Origin of the sequence: Sporocytophaga myxococcoides (genome assembly GCF_000775915.1) — a bacterium.
GTDB lineage: Bacteria > Bacteroidota > Bacteroidia > Cytophagales > Cytophagaceae > Sporocytophaga > Sporocytophaga myxococcoides_A.
The window spans coordinates 1-22,757 of sequence record NZ_BBLT01000008.1 but is presented as its reverse complement, the minus strand read 5'-3'; the positions used below and the strand labels follow the sequence as shown (position 1 = coordinate 22,757).

19 protein-coding genes are annotated in these 22,757 nt (G+C 35.1%); 8 read left to right on the top strand and 11 right to left on the bottom strand.

Features of this window, described 5'->3' with window-relative positions; genetic code table 11:
- Positions 1–107 precede the first annotated feature (107 nt).
- From MYP_RS17590 to MYP_RS17575, 4 genes are all read right to left on the bottom strand, one after another.
- Entirely contained in the window at positions 108–1,307 is a 1,200-nt protein-coding gene (locus MYP_RS17590; RefSeq protein ID WP_045466342.1) for a glycosyltransferase family 4 protein, read from the bottom strand.
- Between the two features lie 479 nt (positions 1,308–1,786).
- On the bottom strand, positions 1,787–2,440 hold the full coding sequence (locus MYP_RS17585; protein ID WP_045466339.1) for a class I SAM-dependent methyltransferase: 654 nt from the start codon (positions 2,438–2,440) through the stop codon (positions 1,787–1,789).
- 383 nt (positions 2,441–2,823) lie between these two features.
- The gene (locus tag MYP_RS25340) at positions 2,824–5,136 is read right to left on the bottom strand and encodes a tetratricopeptide repeat-containing sensor histidine kinase (RefSeq protein WP_052430315.1); all 2,313 of its coding nucleotides are present in this window, start codon (positions 5,134–5,136) and stop codon (positions 2,824–2,826) included.
- Positions 5,136–5,873, bottom strand: a complete 738-nt coding sequence (locus tag MYP_RS17575) for a LytR/AlgR family response regulator transcription factor (RefSeq protein ID WP_045466336.1) — start codon at positions 5,871–5,873, stop codon at positions 5,136–5,138. Before MYP_RS17575 ends, MYP_RS25340 begins: the two co-directional genes overlap by 1 nt.
- A 157-nt stretch (positions 5,874–6,030) precedes the next feature.
- Here MYP_RS17575 and MYP_RS17570 point away from each other — a divergent pair, with 157 nt between their 5' ends.
- On the top strand, positions 6,031–8,499 hold the full coding sequence (locus tag MYP_RS17570; protein WP_045466333.1) for a TonB-dependent receptor plug domain-containing protein: 2,469 nt from the start codon (positions 6,031–6,033) through the stop codon (positions 8,497–8,499).
- A gap of 267 nt (positions 8,500–8,766) precedes the next feature.
- Here the strand turns inward: MYP_RS17570 and MYP_RS25335 are convergent, their stop codons facing one another.
- The gene (locus MYP_RS25335) at positions 8,767–11,544 is read right to left on the bottom strand and encodes a glycoside hydrolase family 43 protein (RefSeq protein WP_197060119.1); all 2,778 of its coding nucleotides are present in this window, start codon (positions 11,542–11,544) and stop codon (positions 8,767–8,769) included.
- Positions 11,545–11,920: 376 nt separating this feature from the next.
- Here MYP_RS25335 and MYP_RS17560 point away from each other — a divergent pair, with 376 nt between their 5' ends.
- Positions 11,921–12,292 (top strand): hypothetical protein, encoded by a 372-nt coding sequence (locus tag MYP_RS17560; RefSeq protein WP_045466330.1) that lies wholly within the window; start codon positions 11,921–11,923, stop codon positions 12,290–12,292.
- A gap of 50 nt (positions 12,293–12,342) precedes the next feature.
- Here MYP_RS17560 and MYP_RS17555 read toward each other — a convergent pair whose 3' ends face one another.
- A complete protein-coding gene (locus MYP_RS17555; protein ID WP_045466327.1) occupies positions 12,343–13,377 on the bottom strand; it encodes an endonuclease/exonuclease/phosphatase family protein in 1,035 nt (344 codons plus the stop codon).
- 233 nt (positions 13,378–13,610) lie between these two features.
- Here MYP_RS17555 and MYP_RS17550 point away from each other — a divergent pair, with 233 nt between their 5' ends.
- The 4 genes from MYP_RS17550 (at position 13,611) to MYP_RS17535 (ending at position 16,434) form a co-directional block, all read left to right on the top strand.
- A complete protein-coding gene (locus tag MYP_RS17550; RefSeq protein ID WP_045466325.1) occupies positions 13,611–14,474 on the top strand; it encodes an AraC family transcriptional regulator in 864 nt (287 codons plus the stop codon).
- A gap of 98 nt (positions 14,475–14,572) precedes the next feature.
- Positions 14,573–14,773, top strand: a complete 201-nt coding sequence (locus tag MYP_RS17545; protein WP_197060118.1) for a hypothetical protein — start codon at positions 14,573–14,575, stop codon at positions 14,771–14,773.
- Positions 14,774–14,900: 127 nt separating this feature from the next.
- Positions 14,901–15,815, top strand: coding sequence for an NAD(P)/FAD-dependent oxidoreductase (locus MYP_RS17540; RefSeq protein WP_045466320.1), 915 nt, complete (start codon positions 14,901–14,903; stop codon positions 15,813–15,815).
- A 13-nt stretch (positions 15,816–15,828) separates the two neighbouring features.
- The gene (locus MYP_RS17535; protein WP_081990573.1) at positions 15,829–16,434 is read left to right on the top strand and encodes a short chain dehydrogenase; all 606 of its coding nucleotides are present in this window, start codon (positions 15,829–15,831) and stop codon (positions 16,432–16,434) included.
- Positions 16,435–16,483: 49 nt separating this feature from the next.
- On the opposite strand, the gene MYP_RS17530 is transcribed toward MYP_RS17535, so the two are convergent.
- Positions 16,484–16,723, bottom strand: a complete 240-nt coding sequence (locus tag MYP_RS17530; protein WP_045466317.1) for a T9SS type A sorting domain-containing protein — start codon at positions 16,721–16,723, stop codon at positions 16,484–16,486.
- 404 nt (positions 16,724–17,127) lie between these two features.
- Here MYP_RS17530 and MYP_RS25330 point away from each other — a divergent pair, with 404 nt between their 5' ends.
- Positions 17,128–17,700, top strand: coding sequence for a hypothetical protein (locus tag MYP_RS25330; protein ID WP_052430313.1), 573 nt, complete (start codon positions 17,128–17,130; stop codon positions 17,698–17,700).
- Between the two features lie 557 nt (positions 17,701–18,257).
- Here MYP_RS25330 and MYP_RS17520 read toward each other — a convergent pair.
- Positions 18,258–19,835 carry a LamG-like jellyroll fold domain-containing protein gene (locus tag MYP_RS17520; RefSeq protein ID WP_045466315.1) on the bottom strand — a complete coding sequence of 526 codons (1,578 nt, stop codon included), beginning with the start codon at positions 19,833–19,835 and terminating at the stop codon, positions 18,258–18,260.
- A gap of 460 nt (positions 19,836–20,295) precedes the next feature.
- Complete coding sequence (locus MYP_RS17515) at positions 20,296–20,670, bottom strand: hypothetical protein (protein WP_197060117.1); 375 nt, start codon at positions 20,668–20,670, stop codon at positions 20,296–20,298.
- Between the two features lie 310 nt (positions 20,671–20,980).
- On the opposite strand from MYP_RS17515, the gene MYP_RS17510 reads away from it, so the two are divergent.
- The gene (locus tag MYP_RS17510) at positions 20,981–21,280 is read left to right on the top strand and encodes a hypothetical protein (protein ID WP_156140708.1); all 300 of its coding nucleotides are present in this window, start codon (positions 20,981–20,983) and stop codon (positions 21,278–21,280) included.
- Positions 21,281–21,432: 152 nt separating this feature from the next.
- Here MYP_RS17510 and MYP_RS17505 read toward each other — a convergent pair whose 3' ends face one another.
- Both MYP_RS17505 and MYP_RS17500 read right to left on the bottom strand, forming a co-directional pair.
- The gene (locus tag MYP_RS17505) at positions 21,433–21,720 is read right to left on the bottom strand and encodes a hypothetical protein (RefSeq protein ID WP_045466309.1); all 288 of its coding nucleotides are present in this window, start codon (positions 21,718–21,720) and stop codon (positions 21,433–21,435) included.
- Positions 21,721–21,862: 142 nt separating this feature from the next.
- Positions 21,863–22,408 carry an REP-associated tyrosine transposase gene (locus MYP_RS17500; RefSeq protein ID WP_045466307.1) on the bottom strand — a complete coding sequence of 182 codons (546 nt, stop codon included), beginning with the start codon at positions 22,406–22,408 and terminating at the stop codon, positions 21,863–21,865.
- Positions 22,409–22,757 lie beyond the last annotated feature (349 nt).

The window sequence follows — 22,757 nt, the reverse complement described above, 5'->3', positions numbered from 1 at the left end:
AAGAATATATAGAAAAGATCATCATAGACTGAATTGTTCTTACAAAGAATGTAGAATTATTTTTATTGTCCTGCATTCTTTCTTTTAAATTAATTTAAGTATAACAATCAGATAACCTGAAGTAATTCCACTTTAGATTCCTCCACTGCCCTATTGTACATACTTAAATACTGCTCTCCAATAAGGCTCCAGTCATATTCCTTTAAAAGCTTTTCTGCAGCTTTTTTCGCGTGAATCCTCACAGACTCTTTGCATTCTATTAATTCTTCGATTCTATGTGCAAGATCATCACTGTTTCTGGATTGAAAAAACAAGCAATTTTTCTGTTCTCTGAACATTTCGGTTATACAGGGAAGATCAGAGGAAATGAGAGGAACACCTGCAGCAACAGGTTCAAGAGCAGAATATGGCAAATACTCCAACTCACTGGGCATTACAAAACCATTGCAAATTTTAAACAATGTATTTCTTTGAACATCATTCACCCAATCCAATACTATTATATTGCCGCCTAACTTTTTAGCTTTATCATCTATTTTTTTCAGGTAGCTATCCCATTTCAATTCCCAGCTAACGGTTCTTCTTCCTGCAAGAATAAACTTAACATTAAGGCCCTTCTTCATCAATATCTTTGCTGCATCAAGAAAATATTCTATACCTTTTCCCTGAACCCATCTTGAAATGCACAGCACAACAAGGTCAGCACCTCTTACCTTAGCTTTTATTTTCTTTTTAAAGGCAGCATCTTCCTTCTCATAATCACCAGCACTGATTCCATTAGGTATAAAGCTTACTGTCTTGTCATAAAATATATTTCCATAAGCTGCATTAAGATTAACATAAGATGAACTATTCAGAACATGAATCGTTTGCGCCTTCTCCAGCAGCATTTCTTCACAATTAATTGAAGAGACCGGATTTACTCTTATCCCCTTTTCAAATTTAGCAATACCGTGAATACTGTAGACGATTTTCTGCTCTGGTACTTCCTGAACTACACGAGATATAATCTTATCAATGATCCAATGAGAGTTAAAGATGTGTATAAGATCATACTTTTCAGCCTTTATTAGCTTAATACAGTTTGATACATATTGGGCAGGATAACTAGCAATAGGTTTAGCAGCGCTGTTGGCATTACATCTATAATGCTTTGCAGAAACCGATAAATATTTGGGACTATACCCGAGATGAAACACATCCAAATTCAAAGTCTTCCTGAGTTCGGAAGTAAGTCCGTTAACCACTCTCCCTACTCCTCCCAAAACATGTTCTCCAAATTCAAAGGTTATAAATAAAATTTTCATAAATATTATTGATAAGGGATTTAAAAATTATGCTCCTTTACTTTGCTTAGAATATATTCAAAACACACTCTAAGCAAACTTCACCTAATCTTATTTGGAATAATATCCTAGAAGGACATTAAATTCAATCTGATTATAAAAAGAACAGTTTTATACTTGCGGTATCAACGTTTTAAAAATCTTATGAATGAGCTGTATCAGAGCAGATACTCAAAATATGATGCGGTATTTCAGGTGCTTCCACCCTGATAGCTCAAACATTTCCTCACACTAAACTAAAACTTGCCTTGAGAATTACATCTAGCACTGGAACATGCTGAGATTACTTCTCTATTTTATTCGAATTATTTTTAATGACAGCTTCAAGCCCCGTTTCCGTAAACATTGCCATTGTATTTTGTTTAATAAGAAAAGATTTATTCATCATTAACAATCCTGCAACAAAAGGTATTGAATCAATAATTAGAAAATAAAAAAGGTTATACATCCTTTTGACCAATAAGATCAGCCATTACTTGAAACTTAGTATATGACTTCATAGTATAAAATTCTTTAAAATGAATCCAGTCTCTGTTATCCCATCCTACTCTTTGAAATACACCAAGATTTTCATCTTCAACCCTTATGTATTTAAAATCTGTTCTGTTCTTTTTCACAAAGCTTTCCACCATACAGGTACTTCTCATCCAGGTATCATGAAAAACTATGAAGCCTCCCATATCCAGCAGACGATCAGCATAAAAAAAGTCAACGAATATGCCATCAAACCTGTGATCTCCGTCAATAAATATTAAATCAAAAGATCTTTTTTCATTCAACAATTGAGGCATTACGATATGAGAGAAGTTACGATGCAATTCAAGATTATGCCCCAAACCAAGTTTTTCTATATTCCTGACACCAATATTCTGGAATCTTTCCTGATAAGGATCAATAGCTACATGCTGACTTTGTGAAGCCGACATGATATAAGATCCTGACTTTCCATAAGCAAAACCGACTTCAAGCGTTCTCTTAAGACCATTTTCCTTAACTAGTCTGTACAATACCTCACCTTGGCTATCTGCCACTGATGTAACTTCGTCCTCTTTCGGTATCTCTATTGTATTTTTTATTCGGCTGAAAGCATCCATGAATTTTATTTTTAATCAAGATCTGTTAAAATATCAAGTACTAAGCCTTGAGGCTTCACTAGTACTTAATGGATTCTTTTTTTATCATCCTTAACCTGAGTTAAACCTTTAATTCATTTCACACTTTTGATTTTTTGAATGCTTGGGCATTCAGAAAAGATATGTCCGAATACATCAGGGAGGATGTTTATCAAATATCGACAGAAATTTCAGTTCAAGGAGAGATAACTATTGAACGGTAAGTTTTTAATGATAACCGGTACGTTTAGGTTTACAAGTGGTCGTTTTATCGGCCAAAAACATCGACCAACGCCCTATTTAGTCAAACAAAGGTGTTTAAACATCTATATAAACGACTCAAAAAACTATCATAAAAAATAAATTTATACATACTCAAGAAGTTGAAGTTTGAGCATTACAGTAGTACCTGAAGGATTTCCATCGGAATTAAACTCATCTTTTATTCCTACCTCCATATTTGAATTATCTTTTGCATTGAGAAGTTCCAGCCGGTCACGGGTAAGATTCATTGCAACGGATTTATAATCCTTACTTCTGCTTTCATTTATTATTCTTGAAGCCTCTCTGCCAATACCATTGTCGTAGATATAACAATTCAGAGAACCTTCAGATGGGAAAATTGAAATTTTTAATTCCCCCCCATTGGCCTTATGGCGCAAACCATGCATTATAGAGTTTTCAACATAAGGTTGAATCAACATAGGAGGGATTCCTACCATATCAGACTCTATATCTTTCACTTCTATCTGATATGTAAATGAATTTCCCAAACGCATCTGCTCAAGTTCTATATAGCTCTTCAATGCTTCTAGTTCACTATGCAGACTAACCATTTCTTTTGAAGTATTCTCAAGAATACTTCTCATCAGTCTGGCATAACAGGCAAGAAACCTGTTGGCCTTATCACTATCATTTGAATTGATAAATCCCTGAATAGAATTAAGAGAATTGAACAGAAAATGTGGATTCATCTGGGAACGTAGCAGGCGTTGCTGTATTTCGAGATTGGCAAACTTCAGCTTACTTTCCCTAGCATTCTTTCTCTGGCTGTAGTATCCGAAAGCAAGCACAATCAGAGCTAGTCCACCCGAAAATCCGACTATGATCCATAAACGTTCCTGAGCTGACTTGTTCAATTCAGTTCTTTGCTTTTCTATATCCAGTTCATTCTGCAAATTTTCTTTAGCAAGTTTATTGAGTTTAGCTGCGGTCTTCTGCGTTAGCAAATCCTGTTCTGACCTACTCTTCTGAAGCTCCGAAATCTCATGTGCTTTCCTTTCATTCTCCAATTCCTTCTGTGTCAGCAGCCACATTCTGCTAACTCTTTCTTTATTTAGCATCTCATTTTTAAGTGCCATTTTCTGAAGACTATTTTGTTGAGCAAGCAGCACAATATCCTTTTCTCTTTGTTCAGACAATAACTTATATTGTTTTAAAACAAGATTGTCAATTTCCTTATTGAGCAATAACTGTTGAATCTTTGACTCTTTCGTACTTATCAGAGAATCCACTTCAGCCTGCCTGTGCTGAAAAAGAGTTGAAATAAGATTTAAACTATCATTGAGCTTTTTATACTGATCATAATAATACTTCTGTTCTTTTGTCTTACCCTTCTGCTCCATGATTTTGGACCTCATGTAATAACATTGAGCTAGAAGAGATAAATTGTTACTACTTTTAATCAGATCAATGGCTATGCGATTATTTTCTGATGCCTCGCTATATTTTTTAAACTCCAACAGTGTTGCTGCGAGATAGTTTCTTACTGTTGCTTCCTTTTCTTTATTTTTATCCAGACTTACAAGCTTCAATGCTTCATTCAATGCCATTAATGAAGAATCAAGGTTCTTTTTAATATTATAGATAGCTCCAATATTTATTAATGTTATATAAAGAGAATCTGTATCTCCTGTTTCAATACTTGTATTTTTGGATTGTTTGAAATAAACCAAAGCTTTTTCATAATCAGATTTGAAATTAAAAAGATAGCCGATATTATTAAGAATGGTAGCCTTGTTATGCTGATCAGTGCCGTTAGTAACAAGATCAAATTGTTTAAACTCCATTAAAAGCGCATTATCATAATCATGGCGCTTAAAAAAAATGTCGCTTTTTTTCTTGTAGATCTTTTGAAGAAAAATAATATCTTTGAAAGAACTTAATGTAATTGCTTGGTCATATTCGACTAAAGCCTGATCTGCCTGATTAAGGTGCGCATAAATATCCCCTTCAGCTTCTTTTATATATTTTCTAAACTCAGGATCAATAGAAGTACTGTCTGCCAATTTGTAATATTCAAGACCTTTTTTATATCCACCCCAATCATAATATAGATCTCCCAGTGCTTTTAACACTTCTGATTTCCTGCGAGAATTTTTATCAAAAATTTTCAGAGAAGTAAAAAGGTATTCTAAAGCTACGAGATAGCTACCGTTTTTTTGAAATACTTTCCCGATAACAAAGCTGCTTTCTCCTTTTAATAAGGTATCTTCTTTGGCTACAGCATTATCATATACTATTCGTGCTTTATCCAGGGCCAGAGCAAATTTCCTTTCCTGCAAATCTTTTTGAGCGTCTAAAAGTAATTGCTTTTCAAATACGTTTTGAGCAAAGCTCACATTGCAAGCAATAGCAAAGCAAAATACCCAATAACATTTTAAGAAAACAGACCTCATCAGTTATTAAATAAGTATTTTAAAAATACATCTTTGCGTCGTCTTGATACTTCAACTCTCGCTCCATCTTTCATAATTACCTGACTATCTTTCGGAAGATATCTTTCAACAAATTCAAGGTTAATCAGATGAGATTTATGGATCCTGAGAAACTTAGAACCTGATAACAGTTCGTCAAATTCTTTAAGTGTTTTAGATACCAGCTGCGGCTGGTGGTTCTTCAGATAAAAAATTGTATAATTCCCATTTGCTTCACATCGGATTATTTCATTTACTTCTGCAACAAAAAATTCATCTTTGGAAGGAAGTACAATTTTCTCATTTCCATTTTTGTTCTTTTGAAGAATTTTAATTTTGTTGGCCATTGCTTCATTAGAAACCTTAACTGCCTTATCTACAGCCTGAACCAACAAATCTGGATCAACAGGCTTTAAAAGGTAATCCAATGCGCAAAAACGGAAAGCTTTTATAGCATAATGATCAAATGCAGTCACAAAAATAACCTGAAACCTTGGCTCAACCGGCAGTTGCTGAAGTATATCGAATCCAACTCCATCCTTCATCTCCACATCTAAAAAAACAAGGTCAGGATTATTTTTTTCAATGGCCTGAAGCCCGGAAACTACCCCATGGGCAAAATCAACTACATTAATATCAGGACAATACCTATTCAACAATCCCCTTAATGCTTCGACACTGGTAAGTTCATCATCTATTATTATAGCTGACTTATTCATATTATTCTCTTATATTTATAATTTGTAAGAAAGAAGTAAGAAACATAACCAAGATAACATTTTTTTTACATCTTTATATTACCGTCTTCATATTGTATTTCCCAACAGCATAGTCACAGCCATGCGATTAAAATGTATTATTCTAAGTTTGTTTCTATTGGCCGGCTACGCACTGGTGGCCCAGGATATAAGCTTTGAGAAAAAGGTAATTTCAATTGAAGAACTCATAGACTCGACAGTATCAATAGGTTCATTCCTAGACCTTGATATCAAACATTCTCCGGTTAGTATATCCGTTATCACAGCAGATCAGATTCAAAATTCAGGAGCAAGACATTTATCTGAATTACTGGAAATATATGTCCCTGGTTTTCAATACATGTACAACAAATGGAATGGCATCATCTGGGGAATGCGTGGAGTAGCGGCGGATAGAAATACTAAATTTATCTTTCTGGTAAATGGCCATAAGATGAATACTGAATCAAGGGATGGAGCATTTTCAGAACTTAACCTTGGTTTTCTATCCGACCTTGAAAAAGTTGAAGTTCTTAGGGGACCTTCCGGACTTGTTTATGGATCTGGTTCTATTGGTGGAGTTATCAACCTTGTAACCAAAAGATATATCCAGGATAAAAGATCACTGGAAGCTGGTATCGAAACCTGGAGCCTCAAAACCGGAGGTACAACAGATAATTTTTCTGTTTCAGAAAAACTTAATAACGGTGGTGCCATACAACTTTATGGTGGAATTAAATGGTCACAGGGAAGTGGTATGGAAACACCACATATTTTTGGAAGACCGTCCTGGCCTTCTCCCCAGACGAGAGCTGACCACCCGACCACTGGAATACCGGCAACAGGCAGCAGCTGGGACACCCCAGGCAACTTCATATTTTCCTCCGACTATCAGATTAAAAACTGGAGAGCGTATGCTCGCGTCACTCATCAGGTGACCAATGCTGCAGGAATGTTTGTCCTTGACCCTTGGCCTGAGATAGCCGGAGTTCCAGACTCCACTGCTTCCCCCAGAATGGTAGACGGCAAACTTGTAAGCCCGCTTGGCTTTTGGGGACAAACAGAAGGTAATGGTAATAACAGAAGACAATATAAACTGAGCAATATAACTATTCAGATTAATAAAGATTTTAAGCTTAATAAAAATCCTATTAAGCTAAACTGCGGCGTGGATCTGGTCTCCAGCAAAATCACAGTTCAAAAGCTTCCTGCATATAACAGCGTAGCTCATGAAGAAATAAAAGAAATTGAAGCATTCGGAGAAAGAAGATTTAATCTGACCGGCACTTACATTATAAACAGGAAATCTTTTCAGATAGCGACAGGTATAGACAGTAGATTATTCGTTTTCGGAAAAGACCTTGCGGGCAAAAATTCTCAGCAGGAGAAAGCAAACCATCCAATTATTGCGAATGTAATGTATTTCAATCAGGCAATTTTCTCGGAAGCTGTATTTTTCCCAGATCCTAGAATAATGCTGGACATGGGTATCCGATACGACCTTCATACTCGCACTGTAAACATAGGAGGATTTATTAATTCAAGATTGGGAATGGTTTATACGATTAACCAGAACAGCAATATCAGACTAACTTATCAATCTTCCGGAAACAATGGTAGTGCCGACAATTATGAACCCAACAGAAATATATTCAATGACCAGGGAGAGCCTTACCAGGAGCCACACTACGAAGTACCTACTGTAAAGCCTAATGAAAACTCTACTCCTATCGAACCTGTAAGCACCAGAGAACTCAGAGCTCTGAAACCAGAGAAAGCTTATTCATGGGAACTATCAAGTATTTATGAAAAAAAGAATTTAAGAATCCATGCTTCGGTATCTTACAATACCATCAAAGATCTGTTTGCCTGGAACCAGGCTTCTTTCCGAGTGATCAATATTGGAAGATACCATTTTGCAAACGGTGAAATAGAATTACAATATAATATCGGAAAACTCTCAATAGGACTTAACCATGTCATAAGCAGACTAGTGAATACTGATGTTCTTAAAGAAGGAAAGCAGATGGATAAACTGGTATTTAAAGACAATGAATACAACACCAAAATCATTGATGGTCAAACTTATTATTATCCAGTTGTATTAAAAAACAAGCAAGGCAAGGATTCCACAACCCAATTTACCATCAATCCTGTATCAGACGGAATATCAATAGATGGGAAAAACTTCCTTAACCTTGCATCCAATATATCCAAAGCATATGTGGACTTCTCCTTTAACAGATGGTTCTCTGTTCATTCTGACTGGAGGCTGTTTTGGGGGCTCAGAGGCAGAAGTGATATTATTCATTATAATCCAGAAGATAGCAGAGTATTAAAGGATTACTCCAAATACTACCAATACAACAGTACCTACCCCTATCTTGATATTGACAGAAGGATGATTGTTAAATGGAACATAGCGTTTAAATTAGCTTTAAAAAATTCAATGTTTCAACTGTTCATTTACGACATTCTTTCCCCTCAAGCATCTTCCAACAACATTCATTCTATCAGGTGGCAGCAAATGTCCGATCCAAAAATACAGACAGACCTTTACAGTTATGACTTCAAATCCTACGCTCTAAAAGTTACTTTCTTTTTCTAAGAAACTTAAAAGACATTAAAACTTAACATCAGTAAAAGTCAATTCTACAATAATCAAGAAGTAACTTTAATGAAGAACAATTCATTATCAGTTAATCAATTAGTTATTGATGATTATCAAAATAAAGACGAAGAAGATTACCAAGTTTTTTTTGTCTCCTCCAAAGACATATTAAGGAAGAACTCTTCCACAGTAATTCTGAAGTTTCATTTTTAGAAATTAGGATTAAACTACAATGATAAACCCAAAAGGTGTCTCCTCTTCAAATTAAAATATTATAATCTTGATCCCTCCTATCAGATAAAACCCTTCACTCAAACTATAGATCTGATTTAGTCCTTTGTTATATTTAATTCTCCCGAATGATTTTCCTTCTACATTATAAATCTCCAATTCTCCTGAGTCTGCAGCATTGACATAAAGGACTTTTTCAAAAGAGTAAACATTAGTAGCGCTTAGTATATTCTGTGATTTTGTCTTTCCTGTGACAATATCAGAACCCTCTGAAGATATTTTTTCTACTACAAAAAAATCCTGCATGCTTTCTTCTCCTGTAAACCCAAATGACATAGGTGTCCTAGGAGCTCCGGTCTGGATTACCTGATAATTATATACGTCTCCATCTCTTGATGTAATAATAGCCTTATAAAGAATAGTAGAACCACTTCTGGAGATTCGTAACTCTACATGACCACCTGTCATGATGGAGACAAAATTATTCCAGTTCCAGTCATAACTGTAGGCTAAACTTCCAAAGACATCCATAGCATAAGCATCTGCACGGATGAGCATGGTGCTACTACCGGAAATAGCACGAAGGATATAATTATCCCAATAGTCGATGCTTACAGGATTATGGTAATTATTAAATATATAAACCAGCTCAAAGTCACCTGAAACGCTGGTAGTATTTCCTTTTACTGAATTAAATGGGACAGTATAAGTACCATCTTCATTGGTTGTTCCAACCACTTCACGGGCTCCCAACTGAGCAACAGAAATCTTTTTAACATCCAAATAACAAGTTTCCCCTCCCAGGTATACATCTACTTCGTTCATAGGAGCGTTAGCCGAAGTACATGAATAAACCAGTACAGAATCTACATAAGAAAATATATTGATGCTCGTCCCAATCCTGGAGACTTTCAGCCTTACCTTCTTATTTTTATAAACATCTTTAAAATGTGACCACTCCCATGTGTATGTATGATTGACTGTAGCACCCGTAAACGTTCCTACAGACCATGCATCAGCTCTTAAATGCCAGGTCTCTGAACTGGTCTTTATTGCAATAGCCCAGTTATGCCAGTTTTCAGAAGCCTGGGTATAATTATCAAACAAATACTCTATTTCAAAATCTCCACTTACTGACTGTTTGTTAAATCTGTTATAATCATCCCAGGTCAGGGAATATTGCCTGTCTCCGACTATAAGAGACTCCCCTCTATAATTAGTTGTAGCTATAGTAGCTGTATTAGTTCTTTTATAACCCCATAAACACCTTTCATTATTGGAGTTCATAGCAGTAAATGCAACTGTTCTGGCAGACAAGCCATCCATAAGTTGCTCGCATACTACTCCTTTAAAAGTACCTGCATTAGTAGTCAGGGTAATATAATGCTTCCCAAAAGCAAAATTATAAGTCCACGTGCCTGAATATGCACCGGTCAATGTGCCATCGGCATTGACATACATTTCTTCTTCAAGGTTGCTCTTGAGTTTTGCATAATCCACAGAATTATGAGTGATCACACTATATCTGCCTGTAATTTCTTCTTTGCTGTGCTTCGATTTTGTAAGGCCAAATCCAACTCTATATTCAAAGGGAGCAGCTAAAGGCCATCCATTTTCATTAAAAAAAATCTGATGCACTTCTACATTGTGCCAGATTGTCCCATTATCAAATTTTGTATGGTACACTATATAAGCAGATCCATCCTCATCACTTAACACAGAATTATGTCCTTGAGATACACTAGCCATATTCCACCAGTTATACTTATAATTCTGCATGATCGGCATTCCATACTGCGTATTATTTCCATAATTAAAAATATATCTGTCAAAAACAGCATTATCACCGGTCACATCTGTATATTGTCCATCAATTGTACTCGATCGGAAAACTCTCATGGTATAACCTCCTTCAGGAGAGTAGAATCCCATAGATATGAACATATAATAATAACCGATACCATTTGCATCCTTCAAATAACGGATATAAGGACCTTCTCCTGAAACATAATACCCTCCGGCAATATGCACGCCCATGTAGGGGTCAAAGCGAAGGCGATTGCCATTCCAAACAGGACTGTTTCCCAATCCATAATTATAGGAATAATCACGAAGTCCTGTTTGTTCATTGAGTTTTAAAAGGAAAATCCCACCTGACCAGGAACCATATACCAGCCATAACTTTCCAGTTTCATCATATAATACAGAAGGATCTATACAACTTACTGCATAGGTATTATCCCATTTTCCGGAATTATCAAGATAGCGATCATCAACTGTTGATGTTCCTGTCATCTTCGCATAGTCCGTCCTTCCGATGCTGGTAGTACTATTGGTAAATCCACCATGTACGACAGAACCGACTTTTTCATAAGGCCCCTCAATTTTACTTGAAGTAAATAAGATAATGGAGGATTTAAATTCGTTCCCGGACAAGGAGAAATACATAGTCCATTTACCCAAGGCTTTATTATAAATAACATCAGGTGCCCAGAGATTTTCTTTAACCTTATCCAAGGTTGTATGCTCGGCATAGTCTGCTTCACTCTTCACGATCTGATAATAATTATTCGTAGTTGTACCATTGATAGAAAAAGAAGGCGTAAAAGCTGTCCAATTGATCATATCTCTCGAATAAGCTGCTCCAACCTGGGTTCCAAAAATATAGTAATACTTCGTGCGACTTCCCGTTGCGTAGTTAGAAGGATAAGAATTACCATTAGCATCTTTATATACAATCACCACGGAAGGGTCATGAACAGGAACTGTAGCGGCATTGGCAAACTTCGCCAAAGAAAAACATACTGCCATAATAAAATAAATGAATGTTTTTACCATCTTTTTGTCAATTATACTAACAGGTAATACAATTTCAGGTACTTATAGGTAACAACATTAAATAAAAAAAAAAAAATTAAGAGTTATAAGGAAATTAACGAAGAAAAATATTTTGGTACTTCCGTAGTCTATTTCTTTGAGAAACCTTAGGATTGCAAACAAAGATTTCCTGAAATGAACAATGCTATAAAAGGATTGTTAAATCAGGATCCTGTTAAAAACAGGATAATTTAATTTTAGGGTTTGGAGAAAATGGTTTTTATCACTAGGAATAGTTTAACTTTTTATCATTCTGACAATTATAGTATATTTAACTATTGTTCTATCTATAATATTTTTAAAATCTAAAATGGCAGAAATCGATAAACTTTACGAAGCTTTTGGCGAGCTCATTTATGCAGTGGCAAAAGCAGACGGTGCTATTCAAAATGAGGAAAGAGTTGCGCTTGAAGATGTCCTTAAAGATAATAAGTGGGCTTCTGATATTATTTGGTCTTTTAACTATGAAGACAAAAAGTCAAAGACTGTAAAAGAAGCCTATTCTAAAGCTATTGATATTTTTAAACATCACGGTCCGTTTTCCGAATATGGAAAATTTGCAGATGTTCTGGAATTGGTAGCTTTTGCGTTTCAGGGAATAAGTACTGAAGAAAAAGAAATCATTTCCAACTTTCGCAATGAATTAACTACTGTCTTTAAAAATGATTCCAACATACGTTAAAAGCGGTAAGCGGTAAGCAATTTACCGCTTATTTTTTTTACTAGTAAATTTCAATCCCAATTCATACGGTCGAACAGAAGGATATTTACTACTATTTGTCCGTGATCAGAGACATAAAAAGGTTTTTTATCCATTGAAACCGTGGTATCAATTACATGATCGTTATATGCTCTTACATCGATAATCCTTCCTATTTTGGCGGAATTTAGATCTGCAAAATGATTACTTACAAATATATTATCAAGGCTTTCGTTATGGCCATTATGGATATAAGTATAATGAAAATTATCTATACTTTTCCTTGCCTGCACATCTATTACATTTTGAAGAACTTGTTGCCATAACTTTATTTTTTCTTCAGGCTTCAGGTTTCTAAAAGGAGGCTCCCCTATAATTGCCTGATTGGTTACCGATGTATCACTATCATTTAAATCACCGAGAACGATCAAAGGTTTGTTATTATCCAGTCCAATCTGATCTGATACAAGCTGCCTTACACCCGCTGCTTCAATTCCCCTTCTAATCAGCGATCGAATACTTCCTATTGCCTTTTCAGCATAATTAGCCGCATCTTCTATACGCCCCTCACGATAAATAGGCCTTTTGGATTTCAGATGAAGGACAAATACGATTAAAGAAACCAAATCATTTACCTTGATTTCAGCTTTTAATACACCTCTGGAAAAATGAGTGATAGGTATGTAAATCGATGAGCTTTCCAACAAAGGAGTTACAGGCCGGTCGTCAAAAAATTCAAACTTAAACGGTATATCTTCAATTACCTGAGCTTTCACAATTGGAAACCTACTGAGGACTGCATTGACAGGTAATTTACCGGTAGGGTTTGCAATGTACAGATTCCAGTTCTCCATATGAGTGCCTTTCAAACAATCTCTTAAAGCCTGTTCTTCAAATATCTCCTGAAACCCTATAATATCAGCATTCATATTAAGTAACTGATTTCTGATCCAACCAACTTTTTTTGGATACTGCTCAGCTGTATATTGTGGCCATGTATTGCTATATATACTTTTTTCTGCAGTAATCAGATTTTCCACATTAAAAGATGCAATAGATACTTTCATGTTATGTTAAGTATTTTTTTGTGTTAATATAAATTAAATAGCCTAAAAAATCTGACCAATAGTCGTAGGTTTCAATGTAAATCCTTATGTTATATATAAATAATATACAGAACTTTCTATCAATCCAATACAAGAATCCTATTTCCAATGAGTATTTTATTCGATAAAAATATGACTTAGTTTTAAAAACTTTGTTTAGGGGTAAATTTAATTTTGTACTTTTGAGTACTCCTATGAAACAAATTCCTATCCGAAGGTTATCGTCCAAATACTCTGAATTGAATGCAGTGGGCCAATTTAGCATCCGAAAAATAACAGATGTACTGAATGGAAGGGATATTGTTCACGACCTGCATAAGCACGATTTCTTCCTTATTTTGCTGCTTGAAAAAGCTGAAGGCTCTCATGAAATTGACTTTACAAAACATCAACTTCATAATCATGATATATTCATACTGAGACCTGGTCAAGTGCATACACTATCAATGAAGTCAAAGAGTAGAGGATATATAATGGAGTTTGATCCGGTTTTTTATCAGCCATCAAATAAATTAGCTGATCAACGTTTTAAAAAAGCAATAGGTAAAAATTATTGCAAAATTAAGAAAAACAATTTCGATAAATTAGAATCTATTTTGTCCAGCATCTTCATTGAGTTTAATAAAAAGCAAGAGGATTATAATGATGCCATAAAAATTTATCTTGAATTGTTCTTTATTGAATATTTAAGACAAAGTGCAAATGAGAAGAGGGCTTCTAAAACGGAAAATTTATACATACAAGACAAGTTTGAAGAATTAATGAGCCTATTGGAAGAAAACATTTGCTCCAAAAAGAACGCTTCTCAATATGCTGAACTTCTGAATCTTTCTTTATATCAATTAAACTTTATAACTAAATCATCTGTCGGTAAATCTGTTTCTATCCTCATTAATGAGCAAATCATACTTGAAGCTAAAAGATATCTGCTAGCAACAACTAATCAGATAAAGGAAATCGCTGATCATATAGGTTATGAAGATGTTTCCTACTTCATTCGTTTTTTCAAGAAGCAAACAGGATACACACCAGACGCTTTTCGCCAGAATTTCAAATAAGTACTATCTATCTTTATTTTTGTCCTATCATGCTGACGACTGCATAGTATACCTTTGTAGTCATAAACTAATTCAGTATGAAAACAAAAATAAAATTAATGATGGCTCTAAAAATATGGGCTGTCATTTATCCATCAATCACCATTTTTCTATTACTGCTTGGTGAACAGATTTCCGCTTTCCCCTTATACATAAGAACTCTGATCTTAACGACTACACTGGTACCATGGATGGTCTTTGCTGGACTGCCTTTGCTAGACAAGGGTATCCATCGATTAAAAGGAAATAGTACTAAGTAATATCTTAAGACACCAATTCTATACAAAAGTTTTAGTTTACAATCGAGCAATTATAAAGAAGGTTAGTGCGTTTTTTAACGCCCCTCGCCTCTTCAATTAATCTCGTAGAACTAAATGACTAAATAAAATGAACCACTATGATGTAATAATAATTGGCGGGAGTTATTCAGGACTAGCTGCCGCAATGGCTCTTGGGAGAGCTTTAAAGAATGTATTGATCATTGACAGTGGAAATCCCTGCAACGAACAAACACCTTACTCACATAATTTCTTAACTCAGGATGGCCGCCCTCCCTTTGTAATATCATCCAATGCAAGGCTGCAGGTCGAAAAATATGAGACTGTTGAATTCCTGAAAGTTAAAATAGTCAATGCATTAAAGATTGGTACCGGTTTCAATATTGAGACTGATAAAGGAAAAATTATCACATCCAACAAATTAATCTTTGCTACAGGCATAAAAGACATTCTACCTGAGATTAATGGAATTGAAGAATGCTGGGGCCTTTCTGTTTTACATTGTCCTTATTGTCATGGCTATGAAGTTAAAAATGAAACAACAGGTATCATAGGAAATGATGAGAATGCTTTTGACCTGACAGAGCTAATTTCAAACTGGACCAAGGACCTCACCTTGTACACCAATGGACCATCAAAATTATCTCCTGATCAAACCGAATTGCTTTACAAACACATGATAAAAATAGATGAACGTAAAATATCGAAGCTAGTTCACAGCCAAGGGCTAGTAACATGTATTTCATTTACCGACGGTTCATATGCTGAAATAAAAGCAATTTATATCAAAGCACAATTTGAGCAACACTGCTCCATTCCAATAAGCTTAGGTTGTGAAATAAACAGAGAAGGATATTTAGTAACTAATAGCTCGCAGGAAACTACTGTAAAAGATGTATATGCTTGCGGTGATAATTCCTCTCGTATGAGAACTATTGCTAACGCCATAGGAACAGGAACAACAGCTGGCATAGCTGTTAGTAAGGCGATAATTAAAAAGAATTTTGAAACGCATAATAAGTAAAACAAAAAGAACAATGAAAAAATTGAAGATCATAATTGTTGGTGGGACTGGCACAATGGGAAAACACCTCACCGCAGCTTTAAAAAAAGAGCACGATATAATAATTGCTGCGAACAAAAGTGGAGATATTCAGGTAGATATAACCTCTACAGTCTCAATAGAAAATATGTATAAAAAAGTCGGTGCATTTGACGCCCTCATTTCTACTGCAGGTCCAACCTATGTAGGGCCTTGGAATACTCTTACAGATAAAGAATTCAGACAAGGCGTTGAAGGTAAAATGATGGGACAAATTAATCTGGTTCTAATTGGCCAGCACTATATAAACCCAAAAGGTTCCTTTACATTAATTACTGGTGCGCTCTCTCACGACCCTCAATTAAACTTTGCAAATGCTTCAGCAGCTAATTGCGCTGTTGAAGGATTTGTAAGAGCTGCAGCGATCGAATTAGGAAATGGAATTAGGATTAACGCAGTAAGTCCAACTGTAATTGAATCATCTCCACAATATTTCCCCTATTTCCCAGGTGATATTCCCGTCACTATGAAACAATTAGAATTTGGTTTTAGAAAAAGTGTTTTCGGTGCAAATACTGGCCAGATCATTATACCTTATTAAATATTAAATATCAATAGTCCTTGCCTGCATACAAGGACTATTATATTTATCACTTTAAAATTAATATTTTCTGAAAATAATCTATTCCTTTATCAGTTGTCACATGCACAAAATAAATTCCTGCTGATAGTCCTGATAAATCTAACGATGTCTGAGATTCAATATCTTTTCTATCATACACATCCTTTTGCAGAGCATTCGTGATTTTAATTTCTGAGATTGCATCTGTCGATTTGTTAAATTGTAAGAATAAGACGTCGTTTACCGGATTTGGGAAAATTCTTTTCATTTTTCAGGTTTAGTAAATTTTTATATAGGAGGTATCGGGTTTTAATGCTTCACTCCTATTTGTCATGTTTCCCTTTGACAGTATACGGTTACCTGAAAATGTAAATTTTAAGCAATAATCATCGGTTGATTAAAGGATTTCCGAGAAGGGCAATTAAATTACCCATACTAAACTGCCTCCTTTACCCCTTTCCTCCATCTGAAATTCCACGCAAATAATCTTTGATTCAATTATTATAATAATGCTTCTTTTAACAAGGAATATTGGTCATTGGAATAAAAAAAGGTTCAATAAGAAGTGTGTTATTTCAGAGCTTATTATTTTAATGCTTTTATTTTACAGCATCCATACCTTTAAAAACTCTTTCCTTCCTTTCTTTTGTTTTGATAAAAAGGAAATAAATTATGAAAAAGCTGTCAATACTATTTACGACTGTATTGGCATCCATCTTTATTCTGAGTGGATGTCATCGTGGCGATTATACTGATTCAGATTATAGAGGAACTGGGTATCCCTACAATTACAATTATGATTATTCATATCCTTATAATTACTCATACCCTTACGATTATTCCTATCCTTACAATTATTCATATCCTTATTATAATTATTATGGTGGACATGAGCATCACCATGATCATGATTTTGACAATGATGCGAACCGTAACAATATGGGAAGTAATCAACCTGGAGATCATAAGAATATGGAAAACGGTAATCCAGGCAAAGGTAATAATATGAATATGGGGGGTCAACATCCTAGCGGCAACAACAATATGGGAAGTAGTCATCCTAGCGGAAGTAATAATCCAGGAGCTGGTCAACCTGGTGGTGGAAACAATCCGGGAGGTAGCCATCCTAGTGGAAGTTTTAATCCTGGTGCTGGCGGACATCCTGGTGGAGGTAATCCGGGTGGTGGTAATCCGGGTGGTGGACACAATATGGGAAGTGGTAACCCCGGTGGTGGACATAAATAATAAATATATTAACAGTCTTTCCTCCCCCTGATCTCATATCTTTGATCAGAAAATAAAAAGGGCAATTTTACTTTCCCAACTTGGCAGTTAGAAGGACTCGATCCGTGGATAAATTATACTACTATTGGTAATATGGGCATAGGAATATCCTTCTGACTGTCGGGGGACAGGCTTGGGCTTGCATCTGAGCTTCCAAAAAGGATGAAAATTTGAAAATCTGGAAAGTTATCAATTTGAAATTGCAAATCATTTTGTACCTAGATCCTTCGCAGATCTTTAGAGATAACTTAGCTGATTGTAGAGTTAACTAACATTATTATATTTGCCATTGTGAGTCACGCACCCGGGAATCGTGCTTATTCATAATTCAATAGTTGTAAAAATTCTCTTTGAGTTATATTTCTTAAAATCTCTGAAAACTGAAGATATTTTACTATTCCCACTTAGCGGTCACGAATAATACATTATTGGCAAAACAACCCTAATCTAATAAAAAACAGCGTAAAACAAAGTCCTACGCTGTTTGATTTCAATATTAATTTAACTCTACGGTAACGCTATTTTAATAGTACACGTTTGGTAAAAATCGCACCATCAAGTGTCTTAAAAGAAACAAAATAGATTCCTGAAGGCTGTCCATTTAATTGAATTTCAAAATTCTGTGTAGTCTCAGCATCTTCAATTGTAGATATAGTTTCTCCAATTGCACTATTAATTGTAATCTTCGATACTGCTAACCTGTTTCTATCATACTTCACAAAAAATTTACCATCTGCAGGATTAGGAAATACTTCAAGTAAATGCTCTCCTACGCTTTGATCATCAATTGCTGACGTACCACATGAATAAGAATTATATAACTCACCTATTTCATCCGTACTTAATGCGTAATTGTAAACCCTCACTTCATCTAATTTTCCTTTTAAAAATTGTATCTCCTCTAAGCCTCTGGCTCCTAAAACGGCATAATATGGTGCTTTCGCATAACTAGGAGCTTTGTTACTGGTAGAAGCCGTTGCTTCCAGTTGACCATTGACGTATAATTTCATACTGGAATTATCTCTTGTCAATATCACATGATACCAACTGTCAACTGATGGATATTTACCCGGAATGGCCCCTGTCACTGTTCCATCTGAATTATATCCACCGCCAGCCCATCCTGCAACTGAAGAATTTACCTGAATTGACTGATCTCCACCATTTGCTCCAATGCTAATAACTGTCTCAACCGAATTAAGATGATCAAAAGACACCCACATGGCATAGGTGTAATTTGAATTAATAAAATCTTTAGTAGGCAGAGAAATGTAGGATGAACCATCAAAATGATAGGCACTGTTTTCATTACCACATCTGTCTGTGGTTAATGTAGCTCCGTGAGATGTTCCATTGTTACCATTTCCTGATACATCAATGATATCGCCTGTAAATGGATAAAAGGCAACTAACTTATTACATGTATAGGAATTATATAGCTCATCAATTTCATCCATACTTAGTGCATAATTGTAAATCCTCACTTCATCTAATTTTCCTGTTAAAAATTGTATCTCCTCTAAGCCCCTGGCTCCCAAAACTGCATAGTATGGAGCTTTTGCATAACTAGGAGCTTTGTTACTGGTAGATGCAGTTGCTTCCAGTTGGCCATCGATGTATAATTTCATACTGGAATTATCTCTTGTCAATATCACATGGTACCATCTGTTAACAGAAGGATATTTACCCGGAATGGCCCCTGTTAATGTTCCATCTGAATTATAACCACCGCCGGACCATCCTGCACCTGATGGATTTACCTGTATTGATTGATCTCCGCCTTTTGCTCCAATGCTAATAAATGACGTTACTGATTTAAGTTTTTCAAAAGACACCCACATGGCATAGGTATAATTTGAATTAATAAAATCTTTAGTAGGCAGAGAAATATAGGATGAACCATCAAAATGATAAGCACCGTTTTCATTACCACATCTGTCTGTGGTTAATGTAGCTCCGTGAGATGTTCCATTGTTACTATTTCCTGACGCATCAGTAAGGTCACCTGAAAATGAATAGTAGGCAACTAACTTGTTCTCAGATTTAACTAATGAAAAATTGAATAAAACTAAAACAAACAGTAAAATTTTTTTCATAGACTTTTTTCAAAAAAATTAAATAAATAACTTTTTAATGTAAAAAATGCGTTAAAAGTGCTAAACCTTTTTTTAAAGAATGGTAATCCAAGCTTTTTAATAATAGACTCCTATTTATAAAATCGTTCCCAAATAATTTATTTCAAATTATTTCATACCTGTCTAAATGAATATAAAGCGATAGCAGAGAGAAGACTCAACTGTTTTTGCTTTCAGATATCTAGCCCTTGAAATAATTAATCAACAATATATCTCCTTTAAAGAACGGGAATCATGAGATTAAATAAGCTTGAATGTGGTTAAATATCTAGGTTTTCTAATCTAGAGTTAAAAATGATATGTGGGAGGCAGCCATCCAGGGGATAATTTAAGCTTTTAACTATTTTCTACCTTTTAACTATATCAGATCTTTCAGTCACAACCAAATATAATCTCATCAAGATAGGTAATAGCCAGACTACTATTTGTTGAGTTTTTTTTGTTTTATTACATTTCCATACTGATCAAGTTCATAGAAGTACTCTAAGCTTCCATTATCAATAATTTCCTTTTTAAGCAAATTTTTACTCAACCTACCATTAGATTCAGGCCAAAACGTATACCCCCAACCACTTCCTGACTGGTTTATTAAATCAGAATAGAATTCATACGTAGTGGTAGAAATCAGAGTACCATTTTTATACTCCATTTTATAGATAGCATTTCCATTATATATGTTATAAATACTTGTACGGATATTTCTCTCGGAATAGGATCCATCTACTGCTTTCTGCCAAGAAATATCCTCCTCTTTTATCAGGTATCCATTAACGACTACACACTTATACTTATCCATTGAGATATAAATCATTAACTTTGAAACTTTCCGCCTTAAACTTTCAGCTTTCCGCTTTTTTCCTATCTTTGCAACTTCAACTAAACCCAAAAACTATCGACCAGACACACGACTAAAGACTTTTCCATATAAAAATATTGCGTTAGCCTATTCTTTCTCCTAAAACCGGCGAAAAATTTAAGAATAAAAGAATAGCTAGTGTTCCGCTATTGCGTGGACTTAGCTATTTTATTCGGGTTTCCTTCGCCGGTACCTAGGAGATGTAGCTAATGTTTCCACGCAATATTTTTTTGTCTAAACTTAACCGCTTTTGGAACGAAGCACTAAAACAGCCAAAACAACTATGGGGAAAAATCAGGAAAACCAACAGACAATTGTCCTGAAAGAAGACACTGTTCTCAACCAGCACATCATCGATCAGCTCGACGAACTACTTTCGCTAGTTCCTCCGCAGGAATTGATGCAAACAGTGATCTATGTCTTTTTTATGTACATCTATTATGCTGAAAACGACGTCTACGACTCTGATCTCAAAGCCACATCAGAGAACTTTTATCTGCTGTATGATTTTTTAACACATGTAGATAATGAGATGAGGAAAGCAGTGTAATTTGAATGTGAATGCATCTGGCGATGCGAATGAAGATTTGAATTAATTGAGAGTGGTCTCTGGCCTGCATGCAATAAAGTATGTAGGCCGGAGATTTTTAAATACAAACTGATAAAGCTTAATATATATTAAAAATTTGCACTAGTTTATACTTAACCATAAGCCTTGATAGGTCCTTCAATCACTTCTGGTTTCTGACTTAAAAGTTCTGACATGTTTTTCCTTACAAAGTCAGCTGCCAAAAGGATAGATTCATCAGCTCCTGCTTTATCCTGAAAAACACTTAAAGATGCGCCATCCCCTGTACCGGTATCCAACCAATTATAGCTTATAAATCCATTTGCTTTTTTTATAAGAGGAACAAATCCTTCTTGAATCATTTGATTAATCTTATCTGAATCTTCCGATTTGAAACTATAGTGACGAATTACTGCGTACATATTAGATCTCCTTTAATGATGAAACTCAATTGAATTAAATACTAGCTTCAAAACAACTAACTCTCCACAATGTTTTGAGGCTAGCCAATAGTCCTCGTTTCCGAACGAGGATTTCCGAGATCGGCGATTGAATCGCCCTTTCTCAAATAACAGTCACCCTTACTAATCCCTTCCTTCCTGCATAATCCCTCGCACTGCTATACAAATAATGCTCAGGGTATTCTACCAAGCCAGCTCTGACAGGATTGTTATGTATATAATTGATCTTTTCCATCATATCAATGTTGGTCAAATCAATTGGATGACTGCCATCCTTCCATATCTTATATTTCTCGGCTCTTCTGGTTCTCCTGGCTTCAAATGAAAACTTATCTTTCAACCACTCAGATCTGCTTTCATTGATAAAATCCATCGTTTCAATAAACTTCTTTGATGTATATTTCTTAAAATCTCTGAGAAATGAAGACATATCACCTGATGGTGATGCTTGAGCAACCAGATGTATATGATTGCTCATAATCACCCATGCGTAAATAGTAATGTTCTTTTCATTGCAACAATGATTTAGCGAATCAACAATAACATCCCGGTAATCTCTTCTGGTAAATAAATCTATCCATTTTATTACTGTACAAGTAATATAATATGGAACATATTGATCAGAAATAAAATATCTGTCTCCTGCCATAGCTGTAAAAAATAGTTGGTGAATTACAAAAGTAATAACAAATAGCGATACAATCGCTATCCCAATAGTCCTCGTTTCCGAACGAGGACTTCCGAAATTGGCGATTGTATCGCCAATCTCAAAAAATCGATGCTTGAGCAACAAGATGCATGTGATTGCTCATAATCACCCATGCGTAAATTGTAATGCTCTTTTCTTTGCAATAATGATTTAGCGAATCAACAATAACATCCCGTTAATCTCTTCTGGTAAATAAATCTATCCATTTTATTACTGTACAAGTAATATAATATGGAACATACTGATCAGAAATAAAATATCTGTCTCCTGCCATAGCTGTAAAAAATAG

Excerpts from the sequence above, each read along its gene's own strand:
- MYP_RS17590 (WP_045466342.1), bottom strand. The coding sequence starts at position 1,307 with ATGAAAATTTTATTTATAACCTTTGAATTTGGAGAACATGTTTTGGGA.
- MYP_RS17585 (WP_045466339.1), bottom strand. The coding sequence starts at position 2,440 with ATGGATGCTTTCAGCCGAATAAAAAATACAATAGAGATACCGAAAGAG.
- MYP_RS25340 (WP_052430315.1), bottom strand. The coding sequence starts at position 5,136 with ATGAGGTCTGTTTTCTTAAAATGTTATTGGGTATTTTGCTTTGCTATT.
- MYP_RS17575 (WP_045466336.1), bottom strand. The coding sequence starts at position 5,873 with ATGAATAAGTCAGCTATAATAATAGATGATGAACTTACCAGTGTCGAA.
- MYP_RS25335 (WP_197060119.1), bottom strand. The coding sequence starts at position 11,544 with ATGGCAGTATGTTTTTCTTTGGCGAAGTTTGCCAATGCCGCTACAGTT.
- MYP_RS17560 (WP_045466330.1), top strand. The coding sequence starts at position 11,921 with ATGGCAGAAATCGATAAACTTTACGAAGCTTTTGGCGAGCTCATTTAT.
- MYP_RS17555 (WP_045466327.1), bottom strand. The coding sequence starts at position 13,377 with ATGAAAGTATCTATTGCATCTTTTAATGTGGAAAATCTGATTACTGCA.
- MYP_RS17550 (WP_045466325.1), top strand. The coding sequence starts at position 13,611 with ATGAAACAAATTCCTATCCGAAGGTTATCGTCCAAATACTCTGAATTG.
- MYP_RS17545 (WP_197060118.1), top strand. The coding sequence starts at position 14,573 with ATGATGGCTCTAAAAATATGGGCTGTCATTTATCCATCAATCACCATT.
- MYP_RS17540 (WP_045466320.1), top strand. The coding sequence starts at position 14,901 with ATGAACCACTATGATGTAATAATAATTGGCGGGAGTTATTCAGGACTA.
- MYP_RS17535 (WP_081990573.1), top strand. The coding sequence starts at position 15,829 with ATGAAAAAATTGAAGATCATAATTGTTGGTGGGACTGGCACAATGGGA.
- MYP_RS17530 (WP_045466317.1), bottom strand. The coding sequence starts at position 16,723 with ATGAAAAGAATTTTCCCAAATCCGGTAAACGACGTCTTATTCTTACAA.
- MYP_RS25330 (WP_052430313.1), top strand. The coding sequence starts at position 17,128 with ATGAAAAAGCTGTCAATACTATTTACGACTGTATTGGCATCCATCTTT.
- MYP_RS17520 (WP_045466315.1), bottom strand. The coding sequence starts at position 19,835 with ATGAAAAAAATTTTACTGTTTGTTTTAGTTTTATTCAATTTTTCATTA.
- MYP_RS17515 (WP_197060117.1), bottom strand. The coding sequence starts at position 20,670 with ATGGATAAGTATAAGTGTGTAGTCGTTAATGGATACCTGATAAAAGAG.
- MYP_RS17505 (WP_045466309.1), bottom strand. The coding sequence starts at position 21,720 with ATGTACGCAGTAATTCGTCACTATAGTTTCAAATCGGAAGATTCAGAT.
- MYP_RS17500 (WP_045466307.1), bottom strand. The coding sequence starts at position 22,408 with ATGGCAGGAGACAGATATTTTATTTCTGATCAATATGTTCCATATTAT.